Source organism: Ensifer sp. LC11 (assembly GCF_001695835.1).
GTDB lineage: Bacteria > Pseudomonadota > Alphaproteobacteria > Rhizobiales > Rhizobiaceae > Ensifer.
The window spans coordinates 134,015-146,627 of the sequence record NZ_MBSO01000002.1 but is presented as its reverse complement, the minus strand read 5'-3'; the positions used below and the strand labels follow the sequence as shown (position 1 = coordinate 146,627).

General features: G+C 62.8%; 12 protein-coding genes. All 12 read left to right on the top strand.

Annotated elements, in window-relative coordinates:
- Positions 1–32 precede the first annotated feature (32 nt).
- The 12 genes from BBX50_RS01665 (at position 33) to ybeY (ending at position 12,603) form a co-directional block, all read left to right on the top strand.
- On the top strand, positions 33–2,876 hold the full coding sequence (locus BBX50_RS01665; RefSeq protein WP_139108383.1) for a [protein-PII] uridylyltransferase: 2,844 nt from the start codon (positions 33–35) through the stop codon (positions 2,874–2,876).
- Positions 2,873–4,474: a murein biosynthesis integral membrane protein MurJ gene (gene murJ, locus BBX50_RS01660; protein ID WP_065773582.1), complete on the top strand. Its 1,602-nt coding sequence runs from the start codon at positions 2,873–2,875 to the stop codon at positions 4,472–4,474. Before BBX50_RS01665 ends, murJ begins: the two co-directional genes overlap by 4 nt.
- Complete coding sequence (locus BBX50_RS01655) at positions 4,474–4,866, top strand: VOC family protein (RefSeq protein WP_065773581.1); 393 nt, start codon at positions 4,474–4,476, stop codon at positions 4,864–4,866. Before murJ ends, BBX50_RS01655 begins: the two co-directional genes overlap by 1 nt.
- Positions 4,867–4,979: 113 nt before the next feature.
- Positions 4,980–6,044 (top strand): tryptophan--tRNA ligase, encoded by a 1,065-nt coding sequence (trpS, locus tag BBX50_RS01650; protein ID WP_065773580.1) that lies wholly within the window; start codon positions 4,980–4,982, stop codon positions 6,042–6,044.
- Positions 6,045–6,201: 157 nt separating this feature from the next.
- On the top strand, positions 6,202–6,693 hold the full coding sequence (locus BBX50_RS01645) for a universal stress protein (RefSeq protein ID WP_057248011.1): 492 nt from the start codon (positions 6,202–6,204) through the stop codon (positions 6,691–6,693).
- 105 nt (positions 6,694–6,798) lie between these two features.
- Positions 6,799–7,365 carry a NifU family protein gene (locus BBX50_RS01640; protein ID WP_065773579.1) on the top strand — a complete coding sequence of 189 codons (567 nt, stop codon included), beginning with the start codon at positions 6,799–6,801 and terminating at the stop codon, positions 7,363–7,365.
- 101 nt (positions 7,366–7,466) lie between these two features.
- Positions 7,467–8,126 (top strand): tRNA (adenosine(37)-N6)-threonylcarbamoyltransferase complex dimerization subunit type 1 TsaB, encoded by a 660-nt coding sequence (gene tsaB / locus BBX50_RS01635; protein ID WP_065773578.1) that lies wholly within the window; start codon positions 7,467–7,469, stop codon positions 8,124–8,126.
- A 6-nt stretch (positions 8,127–8,132) separates the two neighbouring features.
- Positions 8,133–8,630: an N-acetyltransferase gene (locus BBX50_RS01630; RefSeq protein WP_065773577.1), complete on the top strand. Its 498-nt coding sequence runs from the start codon at positions 8,133–8,135 to the stop codon at positions 8,628–8,630.
- 101 nt (positions 8,631–8,731) lie between these two features.
- The gene (locus BBX50_RS01625; RefSeq protein WP_065773576.1) at positions 8,732–9,523 is read left to right on the top strand and encodes a lysophospholipid acyltransferase family protein; all 792 of its coding nucleotides are present in this window, start codon (positions 8,732–8,734) and stop codon (positions 9,521–9,523) included.
- A gap of 72 nt (positions 9,524–9,595) precedes the next feature.
- Positions 9,596–10,996, top strand: coding sequence for a tRNA (N6-isopentenyl adenosine(37)-C2)-methylthiotransferase MiaB (gene miaB, locus BBX50_RS01620; RefSeq protein ID WP_065773575.1), 1,401 nt, complete (start codon positions 9,596–9,598; stop codon positions 10,994–10,996).
- A gap of 26 nt (positions 10,997–11,022) precedes the next feature.
- Entirely contained in the window at positions 11,023–12,078 is a 1,056-nt protein-coding gene (locus BBX50_RS01615; protein WP_065773574.1) for a PhoH family protein, read from the top strand.
- An 18-nt stretch (positions 12,079–12,096) separates the two neighbouring features.
- Positions 12,097–12,603, top strand: coding sequence for an rRNA maturation RNase YbeY (gene ybeY, locus BBX50_RS01610; protein ID WP_065773573.1), 507 nt, complete (start codon positions 12,097–12,099; stop codon positions 12,601–12,603).
- Positions 12,604–12,613: the final 10 nt, after the last annotated feature.

Genomic DNA, 12,613 nt, shown 5'->3' with positions numbered 1-12,613 from the left:
AACCAGTCGGACAGGACGCCCCTCGGCACTTCATGGGCAGACACGAAACTTTCTTTCCCGAAATCCTCGATGTCGCAGCGCTCCGAGCAAAATGCGACTTCATCGCCTCGGCCCATGCCGAGCAACGCGAGCCGATGCGCCAGGCGCTGCTTGCCGCCTTCAAGCAGGCCAATGTTGCCGGTCGCGCCAAGGCGCGCGAACTGTTTAACGCTGACGGTGCCGGCATTCTCTGTGCCGAACGCATTTCCTGGCTGCAGGATCAGCTGATCACGGTGCTGCACGATTTCGTGCTGAACGAGATCTTCGACGCGGCCAATGCGCCGCCGGCGTCCCGCATCGCCGTGACGGCGGTCGGCGGCTATGGACGCGGCACGCTGGCGCCGGGCTCGGATATCGACCTTCTGTTCCTGTTGCCGCTCAAAAAGGCCGTCTGGGCGGAGCCGGCGATCGAGTTCATGCTCTACATCCTCTGGGATCTGGGCTTCAAGGTTGGCCATGCCACCCGCACGATCGACGAGTGCATTCGCCTGTCGCGCGCCGACATGACGATCCGCACGGCCATTCTCGAAACACGCTACATCTGCGGTTCCGAGACGTTGTGCGCCGAACTCGAAACGCGGTTCGACCACGAGATCGTGCGCAACACCGGCCCGGATTTCATCGCCGCCAAGCTTGCCGAGCGCGACGAGCGCCACCGCAAGGCCGGCGACACGCGCTACCTCGTCGAGCCGAACGTCAAGGAAGGCAAGGGCGGTCTTCGCGACCTGCACACGCTGTTCTGGATTGCCAAGTATTTCTACCGCCTGAAGGATACGGCCGATCTCGTCAAACTCGGCGTCCTGTCGCGACAGGAATACCAGCTCTTCCAGAAAGCCGAGGATTTCCTCTGGGCCGTGCGTTGCCACATGCATTTCCTCACCGGCAAGGCGGAAGAACGGCTCTCCTTCGACATCCAGCGCGAGATTGCCGAGGCGCTCGGCTATCACGATCACCCCGGTCTCTCCGCGGTCGAACGCTTCATGAAGCACTTCTTCCTGGTGGCGAAGGACGTCGGTGACCTCACCCGCATCTTCTGTGCCGCACTTGAAGACCAGCAGGCAAAGGATGCGCCCGGTATTTCCGGGATCATCGGCCGTTTCACCCATCGCAGCCGCAAGATCGCCGGCACGCTCGATTTCGTTGATGATGGCGGCCGCATCGCGCTTGCAAGCCCCGATGTCTTCAAGCGCGATCCGGTCAATCTGCTGCGCTTCTTCCACATCGCCGACATCAACGGGCTCGAGTTCCACCCGGCGGCGCTGCGTCAGGTCACGCGGTCGTTGAGCCTGATCAAACCGGCGCTGCGCGAAAACGAGGAGGCGAACCGCCTCTTCCTGTCGATCCTCACCTCGCGCCGCAAGCCGGAGCTGATCCTCAGGCGGATGAACGAGGCCGGCGTGCTCGGCCGCTTCATCCCGGATTTCGGCAAGATCGTCTCGATGATGCAGTTCAACATGTATCATCACTATACCGTCGACGAGCACCTCTTGCGCACTGTCGATGTGCTCTCGCGCATCGAGGGCGGCATCGAGGAAGAGGCGCATCCGCTGGTCGCCAAGCTGATGCCGGGGATCGAGGAGCGCGAGGCGCTCTATGTCGCCGTGCTGTTGCACGATATTGCCAAGGGCCGGCCGGAGAACCATTCCACGGCCGGCGCCAAGGTGGCGCGCAAGCTCTGCCCACGCTTCGGGCTTTCGCCGAAGCAGACGGAGCTCGTCGCCTGGCTGATCGAGGAACATCTGCTGATGTCGATGGTCGCCCAGACGCGCGACCTCAACGACCGCAAGACGATCGTCGACTTCGCCGAGCGGGTACAGTCGCTCGACCGGCTGAAGATGCTCCTGGTGCTCACCGTCTGCGATATCCGCGCCGTCGGCCCGGGTGTCTGGAACGGCTGGAAGGGGCAGCTGCTGCGCACGCTCTATTACGAGACGGAGCTGCTGCTCTCGGGCGGTTTCTCGGAACTGTCGCGCAAGGAGCGCGCGGCGCATGCCGCAACCATGCTCGGCGAGGCGCTGACGGATTGGCGGGATGAGGAACGGGACGCCTATGTGCGCCTGCACTATCAGCCCTATCTGCTGACCGTGGCCCTTGAGGATCAGGTGCGGCACGCGCGCTTCATCCGCGAGGCGGACGCCGCCGGCAAGGCGCTGGCGACCATGGTGCGCAGCCACCAGTTCCACGCGATCACCGAAATCACCGTGCTTTCGCCCGACCACCCGCGTCTCTTGACCGTGATCGCCGGTGCCTGCGCGGCCGCCGGCGCCAACATCGTCGACGCCCAGATCTTCACCACCTCGGACGGTCGCGCACTGGATACGATCCTCGTCAACCGCGAGTTCGCCGTCGATGACGACGAGATGCGCCGGGCAGCGAGCATCGGCAAGCTGATCGAGGATGTGCTTGCCGGACGCAAGCGCCTGCCGGAAGTGATTGCCAGCCGTACAAAGGTGAAGAAGCGCACCAGGGCCTTCACCGTGACGCCGGAAGTGACGATCAGTAACACGCTGTCGAACAAGTTCACGGTAATCGAGGTCGAGGGCCTCGACCGTCCGGGTCTGCTCTCCGAAATCACCGCGGTTCTTTCTGATCTTTCGCTCGACATCGCCTCGGCGCATATCACCACCTTCGGCGAGAAAGTGATCGACACCTTCTACGTCACCGATCTCGTCGGTCAGAAGGTGACAAGCGAAAACCGTCAGATGAACATCGCCGCCCGCCTCAAGGCCGCCATGGCCGGCGAGGGTGACGAGGCGCGCGACCGCATGCCATCGGGCATCATCGCGCCGGCGCCGGGCGTCTCCTCCGCTCACAAAACGACAAAAGCCGAAACATGAGTCTGGTCAAGAAATTTGCAACCGTCGGCGGTGCGACGCTTGGAAGCCGGCTGTTCGGCTTCATCCGCGAAACTTTTATGGCGGCAGCGCTTGGCACCGGTCCGGTTGCCGATGCGTTCAACACCGCCTTCCGCCTGCCGAACACCTTCCGACGGCTGTTTGCCGAAGGCGCCTTCAATTCCGCCTTTGTGCCGCTCTTCGCCAAGGAGATCGAGGCGAACGGCATGGAGGGCGCGCGGCGCTTCTCGGAAGAAGTGTTCGGCGTCCTCTTCACCGTGCTTCTGTTCCTGACGATCGCGATGGAGCTGACGATGCCCTTCATCGTCAGCAACCTGATTGCGCCCGGCTTTGCCGACGATCCGGAGAAGCTTGGCAGCACCATCGTCTTTGCGGCGATCATGTTCCCCTATCTGGCCTGCATGTCGCTGGCGGCGATGATGGCGGGCATGCTGAACTCGCTGCACCGTTATTTCGCCGCCGCAATCGCGCCGGTCTTCCTCAATTTCATCCTCATCGGCGTGCTCGGCTATGCCTGGTATGCGGGCCAGGATCCGATCGCGGTCGGTTACGGGCTCTCCTGGGGTGTCATGGCTGCCGGTCTGGTGCAGCTTGCGATCGTCTGGATCGCCGTGCGCGACGCCGGCATCAAGATCGGCTTGCGCCGTCCGAGGATGACCGCCAATGTCCGGCGCCTGCTGGTGCTGGCCCTGCCGGCGGCGATCACCGGCGGCATCACCCAGATCAATCTCCTGATCAACACCAACATCGCCTCCGCCCAGGAAGGTGCTGTGTCGTCGCTCGTCTATGCCGACCGCATCTACCAGCTGCCGCTCGGCGTCGTCGGCATCGCGGTTGCGACCGTGCTCTTGCCCGAGCTTGCCCGGGCGCTGCGCTCCGGCAATGTCAACGAGGCGTCGAACCTGCAGAACCGCTCGGTCGAGTTCACGCTGTTCCTGACGCTGCCGGCGGCCGCCGCACTCCTCGTCATGTCGGAGCCGATCGTTCGCCTGCTCTTTGAGCGCGGCAAGTTCGCGCCGGAATCGACCGTCGTCGTCGGCCACATCCTGGCGATCTACGGTCTCGGCCTGCCGGCCTTCGTCTTGATCAAGGCCTTTATTCCCGGCTTCTTCGCGCGTGAGGACACCCGCACGCCGATGATCTTCGCTGCGATTTCCGTCGTCGTGAACGTGTCCATGGCGCTCACCTTGTTTCCGCGGCTTGGCGCAAGCGGCATCGCCACTGCCGAAATCGTCGCCGGCTGGGTGAACGCTGTCTTGCTTTTCGCGACGCTCGTGTGGCGCGGACATTGGGGCAGGGACATCCCGTTGCTCACCCGCATCCCCCGTCTCGTCATCGCGGCGGCGGGCATGGCGGCGGCGCTGTACTTCGCCATCGATTGGTTCGCCTTCGAGCTTTCGTCTGCCGCGTCATTGCTGACGCGGGCGATCACCCTGTGCGGCCTGGTCGCGGTCGCCATGGTGGTCTATTTCGCGCTTGCCTTCGGGCTTGGTGGCGCGAGCCTCGGCATGATCCGCCGCAACATGAAACGCGGGGCGAAGGCGCCGGCCGACCCAGCAGCAGCGCCGGAGGCCGACTGATGCGCCAGACGATCGCACGCATTGCCCTGGTCGTGCCGGATTATGATGCCGGCATCGCCTTCTATTGCGGCAAGCTCGGCTTCGATCTCGTGGAGGACACCGTCCTCGACGACAACAAGCGCTGGGTCGTCGTCCGCCCGAAAGGCGCGGTCGAGACCGCGCTTCTGCTTGCCAAGGCAGACGGCGAGCGTCAGCAGGCGGCGATCGGCAACCAGACCGGCGGCCGCGTCGGCTTCTTCCTCTTCACCGACGATTTCGCCCGCGACCATGCCGCGATGCTTGCCGAAGGCGTCGTCTTTCTGGAAACGCCTCGGCATGAGCCCTATGGCACCGTTGCAGTCTTCACCGATCCCTTCGGCAACCATTGGGATCTGTTGCAGCCGGCTGGATGAACGCGCCGTCCTCGACCCCTTGATTGCCCCCTGCCACCCGTGCATAAGCCAAGCCGTTAGCAACATGGGCGACAAAAAGCCCTGGGGCCCTCCACCAGCCTATTGAGGACGACATGAACGAATTCAAGCCGCTCGTATTCTCCGGCGTTCAGCCGACGGGCAACCTCCACCTCGGCAACTATCTCGGCGCGATCCGCAAGTTCGTGGCGCTGCAGCAAAACAACGACTGCATCTACTGCGTCGTCGACCTGCACTCGATCACCGCCCAGCTCGTGCACGAGGACCTGAAGGGGCAGATCCGCTCGATCGCCGCCGCCTTCATCGCTTCGGGCATCGATCCGAAGAAACATATCGTCTTCAATCAGTCGGCCGTGCCGCAGCATGCCGAACTCGCCTGGATCTTCAACTGCGTCGCCCGTATCGGCTGGATGAACCGCATGACGCAGTTCAAGGACAAAGCCGGAAAGGACCGCGAGAACGCCTCGCTTGGCCTGCTCGCCTATCCGAGCCTGATGGCGGCTGACATCCTCGTCTATCGCGCCACCCATGTTCCGGTCGGCGACGACCAGAAGCAGCACCTCGAGCTGACGCGCGATATCGCCCAGAAGTTCAACATCGACTTCATGGAACATATCCGCAGCGCCGGCTATGGCGTCGACATGGTCGTCGGCGAAGAGCCCATCCACGCCTACTTCCCGCCGGTCGAGCCGCTGATCGGTGGTGCTACGCCGCGCGTCATGTCGCTCCGGGACGGCACCAAGAAGATGTCGAAGTCGGATCCGTCCGACCTTTCGCGTGTCAACCTGATGGACGATGCCGAAACGATCTCGAAGAAGATCCGCAAGGCCAAGACCGACCCGGACGCGTTGCCGAGCGAGCTCGATGGCCTCAAGGGTCGCCCGGAAGCGGAAAACCTCGTGGGCATCTATGCGGCACTGTCGGACAAGACCAAGGAACAGGTGCTCGCCGAATTCGGCGGGCAGCAGTTCTCGGTGTTCAAGCCGGCGCTCGTGGATCTGGCTGTCGAGGTTCTCTCGCCGATCACCGGCGAGATGCGCCGCCTGATGGGCGATACTGCCCATATCGATGCGATCCTGCGCGACGGCGGCGAGCGGGCGCGGGCGAGGGCGGAAAAGACGATGCGCGAAGTTCGCGAGATCATTGGCTTCCTGCAGTAAGAAAATGGCTGGGTCTGGTCCCCCAGACCCAGATTCACTTCGATAATCGAGGTCGGAGGGGATACGGGCGGAAAACGTCGGGCACTTTTCCGTGTCCCGCTCCGAAACGCAAAAATCAGACCTTGCGGCGGCCCGCCCTGGATGTATTGTTCACCCTATGGTCTCTACCCGACTCTCTCGACTTGAAGGTCACCGTCGCAAATTCATGGCGGTGATTGACGATACCCCGGAATGCGGGCGCGCCGTCCACTATGCAGGCATGCGCGCCAAGAATTCGAATGGCGGTCTCGTCCTGCTCTATGTGATCGCCGACGGCGACTTCCAGCAATGGCTGGGTGTCGAGGAAATCATGCGTGCGGAAGCGCGCGAGGAGGCTGAGGCGACGCTTGCCAAGGTGGCCCAGTCGGTCCGCGAGCGGATCGGCATCGAGCCCGAGATCGTCATCCGCGAGGGGACCGCGACGGAGCAGATCCATGCGGCGATCGAGGAGGATCGTGACATTGCCATTCTGGTGCTGGCCGCCGGATCAGCCAAGGAGGGCCCCGGCCCCCTGGTGTCTTCGATTGCGGGCAAGGCCGCGGCCTTTCCTATCCCCGTCACGGTCATCCCCGATGCCTTGACGGACGAGGAGATCGACGCGCTCAGTTGACCTGCGTCGGTATGTACTCTTGCGACCAGAGGGCCATGCCCCTATATTCTTTTGAATTATTCTAAAGAGCTGGGCGAATGCCGCTCCGGCGAAACGGAGACTGACATGTTCATTCAGACCGAAGCCACGCCGAATCCGGCCACGCTGAAGTTTTTGCCGGGCAAGGTTGTCCTGGAAAACGGCACGGCCGAGTTCCGTGACGAGGAAGAGGCACGCGCCGGCTCGCCGCTCGCGGCACGGCTGTTTTCGATCCCGGGCGTCACCGGTGTCTATTTCGGTTACGATTTCATCACCGTCACCAAGGAAGACCAGGAATGGCAGCACCTGAAGCCGGCGATCCTCGGTTCGATCATGGAGCATTTCATGTCGGGCCAGCCGATCGTGGCCGGCAGCGGTCGCGCCGAGCAGATTGACGAGGAAGGCGAGTTCTTCGACGAGGGTGACGAGACCATTGTCGCCACCATCAAGGAACTCCTGGAAACGCGTGTGCGCCCGGCCGTTGCCCAGGACGGTGGCGATATCACCTTCCGCGGCTTCAAGGATGGCACCGTGTTCCTCAACATGAAGGGTGCCTGCTCCGGTTGCCCGTCGTCGACGGCGACGCTGAAGCATGGCGTTCAGAATCTGTTGCGCCATTTCGTTCCAGAGGTGGAAGCGGTCGAGGCCGTCTGATATCGCGCCGTAGCCTGCGCGTAACGTTTAGCGTATCGATTTTACCGCAAAGCCCGATCGGCTTTGCGGCTTGTGGCGTCTCAAAAGATCACAGCGTTGAAATGATTGTACTTGCGCTCGACACGTCCGGTTCCGGCTGCTCCGCTGCCGTCTATGACAGCGAAGCGGGCGCCGTGCTCGGGCGCTCCGGCGCCGATCTCGGCAAGGGACACGCCGAGCGGCTGATGGAGTTCGTCGACGAAGCACTGGTGACAGCCGGCCGCTCGCTCGGTGATATCGACCGCATCGCCGTCACCGTTGGCCCCGGATCATTCACCGGCATACGGGTCGGTGTGGCCACCGCCCGCGGTCTGGCGTTGGCGCTTGGCAAGCCCGCGGTCGGCGTCACGACGCTTGCGGTTCTGGCCGAAGGACTGCGCGCGACCGCACCCGGCAAGGCAGCTCTTGTCGCCATCGACGCGAAGCGGGACGAGGTCTATGTCCAGGCTTTCGATGCGACCGGCAACGCGCTCGGTGATGCCGAGGCGCTGTCGGTCGAGAGCGCGCGGGATCGCTTTTCCGGGTTCGATGGCATCATCGGCGGTTCCGGCGCACATCTCGTCGCTGCAGATATGCCGGCCACCCCCTTTGAACTCATTGACGTCGCCGCCCTTGCACAGCTTGGCGCTGCCGCCGATCCAGCCTCGGCCAAGCCGCGGCCGCTATACCTCAGAGGCCCCGATGCCAAGCCGCAGGCGGGCTTCGCGATCGCCCGAGCATAGACCGAGATGAGCTTCACCGACTACTTCACCCGCCGCACCGAGTTTGACATTTTCCCGCTGGAGGAAGCGGACCTGCTTGCGGCGGCGGCATTGCACTGCCAGCGCTTTGCAAGCCCCTGGACCGATGGCGAAATCCACGCGCTCCTGGTTCAGGAAACGGTCTTCGGTTTCGTTGCCAGGCAGACGAATGGCAACTTTCGCCCGGCCTTCGGTGGTTTCGTCCTGTCACGCGCCGTCGCCGGAGAGGCCGAGATCCTCACGATCGGTGTCGATCCGCGTTATGCCCGCTCCGGCCTTGGCTGGCGGCTGATGCAGGCGGCCATGCGCGAGGCGCTGGTCAAGGGCTCGGAGGCGCTTTTCCTGGAAGTGGACGAGACCAATCAGGCGGCCATCGGGCTCTACCGTAAGCTCGGCTTTGCCAAGGTCGGCGAGCGCCGCGCCTATTATCAGGACAAGGCCGGCCAGCGAACCGCCGCGCTTGTCATGCGGCTCGATCTTCGCTAGTCCCAAGCGCGGATTAGAACGGGATGAGGAAAAGTGTACGCGGTTTTCCGCCCACATCCCGCTCCAATTTCTAGAATCGCGCGCAGGAACTCTTTTCCCGGATGATCAATTGGCTACGGATTGCGATCTTCGCAGCGCTTCTGGCGCTGGTTTCGCTTGTCCTGATGCCGATCCAGGTCGTCTGCCTCTGGTTTGGCCTGAAACTGCGCCGCCGCTTGCCCCGATACTGGCACAGGCTCGCCTGCTATCTGCTCGGCATCAAGGTGCGTGTACACGGTGAAACCGAGCGCCGTCGGCCACTGCTCATCTGCGCCAATCACGCCTCCTGGAAGGACATCCTGGTGCTCTCGTCAGTCGCCGATGTCGTCTTCGTCGCCAAATCCGAGGTGAAGGGCTGGCCGGTTTTCGGTGTCCTTGCCCGGCTGCAGGCGTCGATCTTCGTCGAACGCGAGCAGAAGCGCTCGACCGGCAAGCAGGTGAGCGAGATCGGTGAGCGCATGGCGGCAGGCGAGATCGTCGTGCTCTTTCCAGAGGGAACGACCTCGGACGGCAATCGCCTGCTGGAGATCAAGACCTCGCTCTTCGGTGCCGCCGCCTCTGCGGTTCCGCATTCGCCGACCGGGCTTGTGCATGTGCAGCCGGTCGCCATTTCCTATACCGGTATTCATGGCATGCCCATGGGCCGCTTCAACCGGCCGATCGCCGCCTGGCCGGGTGATACCGGCCTTGTTCCGCACCTGCTCGGCATCCTGCGCGAAGGCGCCATCGAGGTGGATGTCGATTTTGGCGAGGCGGTCGACTACGACCGGCACACCAATCGCAAGGAAGTGAGCCGCAAGATCGAGCAGCGCATCCGCAGCATGCTGTCGGACCGGTTGCGCGGACGGGTCTGACGCCCTTTGCGATAAGGGCGACTTCAGCGAAAATGCTTCAATTTCGGGCCGCTTTGCACTAAGTAACCCGCCATGACCCAGGAAACAGCCCTTCTGTCGATACCGCCCGCTCCGGGCGACGAGCGCGCGCCGGCCCGCAAGGTCTTCGTCAAGACCTATGGCTGCCAGATGAATGTCTATGATTCCGACCGCATGTCGGACGCCTTGTCGCGCGACGGCTATGTCTCGACCGATGTGCTCGAGGATGCTGATTTCGTGCTCCTCAACACCTGTCATATTCGCGAAAAGGCGGCGGAGAAGGTCTATTCCGAGCTTGGCCGCCTGCGCGATCTTAAGAAGGCGAAGGCCAAGGAAGGCCGCGAAATGGTGATCGGCGTTGCCGGCTGCGTTGCGCAGGCCGAAGGCGACGAGATCCTCAGGCGCGCGCCGGCCGTCGATCTCGTTATTGGCCCGACGACCTATCACCGTCTTCCGGAAGCGCTGAAGCGCGCCCGCAGCGGCGAACGGGTCGTACAGACGGAGTATGCCGTCGAGGACAAGTTTGAACACCTGCCGGCGCCCGACAAGATGAAGACCCGCGCCCGCGGCGTCACCGCTTTCCTCACCGTGCAAGAGGGCTGCGACAAGTTCTGCACCTTCTGCGTCGTGCCCTACACCCGTGGATCGGAAGTCTCGCGCCCGGTCGCCCAGATTGTTTCGGAAGCCGAAAAGCTCGTCGATGGCGGCGTGCGGGAAATCACCCTGCTCGGTCAGAACGTCAACGCCTGGCACGGCGTCGGGCCTGATGGCCGCGAATGGGGGCTAGGCGACCTGCTCGAGCGTCTCGGTGAGATCGAGGGTCTCGCCCGGCTGCGCTATACCACGAGCCATCCGCGCGACATGGACGATAGCCTGATTGAGGCGCATCGCTCGATGGGCAAGCTGATGCCTTACCTGCACCTGCCAGTGCAATCCGGCTCCGACCGTATCCTCAAGGCAATGAACCGCAGGCACACGGCGGCCGAGTATCTGGCGCTGATTGCGCGCATCCGCGCCGTCCAGCCGGACCTCGCATTGTCGGGCGATTTCATCGTCGGCTTCCCCGGCGAGACCGATGCGGACTTCGAAGACACCATGCGCCTCGTCGAGGCCGTGGGTTATGCACAGGCATTTTCATTCAAATATTCGACCCGTCCGGGCACGCCCGGCGCCGAGCTCGGCGATCAGGTTCCCGAGGATGTAAAAGCCAAGCGCTTGGAAAAATTGCAGGCTTTGCTGTTTTCGCAGCAGCGTGCCTTCGCCGAATCCTGCGTCGGGCGCGACATCGACCTGCTTCTGGAGAAGGAAGGACGCATGCCCGGCCAGCTCGTCGGGCGTTCGCCGTGGCTGCAGCCGGTGAATGTTGATGCAAAAGCATCGCAAATCGGTGACATTATCAAGGTGCGAATCATCAAGGCCGGGCCGAACAGCCTGTTTGCCGAGATGATCGGGTAAGGACCGAGAACAGGAGCCTGAACCGCTTGAACGGACACGAACTGATTTCTTCATCCTCGCGCCAGTCGAAAACCTCTGCGACAGACGCCAATCACTTCGTGCTGACCTTCGAGAACAATCGGTTCGCCAGCGAACTCTTCGGTCAGTTCGACCAGAACTTGAAGCTTCTTGAAGAGCGCCTGCGAATCGACGCCAGGCCGCGGGGCAACTCTGTCGCGATTTCCGGCGACATCGTTGCCACCAATCAGGCGCGCCGTGCGCTCGATTATCTCTATGGGCGGTTGCAGAGCGGCGCTTCCATCGATTCTTCGGATGTCGAGGGCGCGATCCGTATGGCGGTTGCTGCAGACGATCAGCTACAATTGCCAACCATGGAGCGCAAAGCCAAATTGACGATGGCGCAGATTTCGACGCGCAAGAAGACGATCGTAGCGCGCACGCCAACGCAGGATGCCTACATCCGTGCGCTTGAGCGTTCCGAGCTTGTCTTCGGCGTAGGCCCGGCCGGTACCGGCAAGACCTATCTCGCTGTGGCGCATGCTGCACAGCTTCTGGAGCGCGGTGCCGTCGATCGCATCGTGCTGTCGCGCCCCGCCGTCGAGGCCGGTGAGCGCCTGGGCTTCCTTCCTGGCGACATGAAGGAGAAAGTCGACCCTTATCTCCGGCCGCTCTACGACGCGCTCTATGACATGATGCCGGGTGACAAGGTCGAGCGTGCAATCACCGCCGGCGTGATCGAAATCGCGCCGCTCGCCTTCATGCGCGGCCGCACGCTTGCCAATGCTGCCGTCATTCTCGACGAGGCGCAGAACACCACATCGATGCAGATGAAGATGTTCCTGACCCGCCTCGGTGAAAACGGTCGGATGATCGTGACCGGCGACCCTAGTCAGGTGGACCTGCCGCGCGGCGTCAAGTCGGGGCTGGTCGAGGCGCTGCAGATCCTGAGAGGGGTCGAGGGCGTCTCGGTGATCCGCTTCAAGGACGTCGACGTCGTCCGTCACCCGATGGTTGCGCGCATCGTCAGGGCATACGAGTCCCACACGGCCGTGCATGATGAAAGCGAGCAGGGCGACCGCTGATCGGCGGTCGCAGCGAACATGACGGCATTGGACATTCAGATCAGCGTGGAAGAGGGCAATTGGCCGGAGGAAGAGGCGTTGCTTGCCTTTTCCTCGCCGGTGCTCGAAGCCGCGGCCGCATTTCTCGTCGCTGAAGAGCGACAGCCCCTGCCGAAGACGCCTCCGGAACTCTCCCTCGTCTTTACCGATGACGCCTCCATGCGGGCGATCAATGCCGAGTGGAGAAACCAGGACAAGCCGACCAACGTGCTGTCTTTTCCTGCTTTCCCGGTGGCGCCGGGCGCGATGCCGGGACCGATGCTCGGCGACATCATCGTTGCGCGCGAAACGCTTGAGCGCGAAGCCGTGGAACTCGACAAGTCCTTCGATGCGCATCTGACGCATCTTCTCGTGCATGGATTCCTGCATCTTTTCGGCTATGATCATATGGAAGACGACGAAGCCGAAAGAATGGAAAGCCTGGAGACTCGCATTTTGGCGCGTCTTGGCTTATCTGACCCCTACGGGGATCGTGCCCCGGATTAACAGTTTGGAC

Coding starts and splice junctions, on each gene's coding strand:
- trpS (WP_065773580.1), top strand. CDS start 4,980: ATGAACGAATTCAAGCCGCTCGTATTCTCCGGCGTTCAGCCGACGGGC.
- BBX50_RS01645 (WP_057248011.1), top strand. CDS start 6,202: ATGGTCTCTACCCGACTCTCTCGACTTGAAGGTCACCGTCGCAAATTC.
- BBX50_RS01625 (WP_065773576.1), top strand. CDS start 8,732: ATGATCAATTGGCTACGGATTGCGATCTTCGCAGCGCTTCTGGCGCTG.
- BBX50_RS01640 (WP_065773579.1), top strand. CDS start 6,799: ATGTTCATTCAGACCGAAGCCACGCCGAATCCGGCCACGCTGAAGTTT.
- BBX50_RS01630 (WP_065773577.1), top strand. CDS start 8,133: ATGAGCTTCACCGACTACTTCACCCGCCGCACCGAGTTTGACATTTTC.
- miaB (WP_065773575.1), top strand. CDS start 9,596: ATGACCCAGGAAACAGCCCTTCTGTCGATACCGCCCGCTCCGGGCGAC.
- tsaB (WP_065773578.1), top strand. CDS start 7,467: ATGATTGTACTTGCGCTCGACACGTCCGGTTCCGGCTGCTCCGCTGCC.
- BBX50_RS01665 (WP_139108383.1), top strand. CDS start 33: ATGGGCAGACACGAAACTTTCTTTCCCGAAATCCTCGATGTCGCAGCG.
- murJ (WP_065773582.1), top strand. CDS start 2,873: ATGAGTCTGGTCAAGAAATTTGCAACCGTCGGCGGTGCGACGCTTGGA.
- BBX50_RS01655 (WP_065773581.1), top strand. CDS start 4,474: ATGCGCCAGACGATCGCACGCATTGCCCTGGTCGTGCCGGATTATGAT.
- ybeY (WP_065773573.1), top strand. CDS start 12,097: ATGACGGCATTGGACATTCAGATCAGCGTGGAAGAGGGCAATTGGCCG.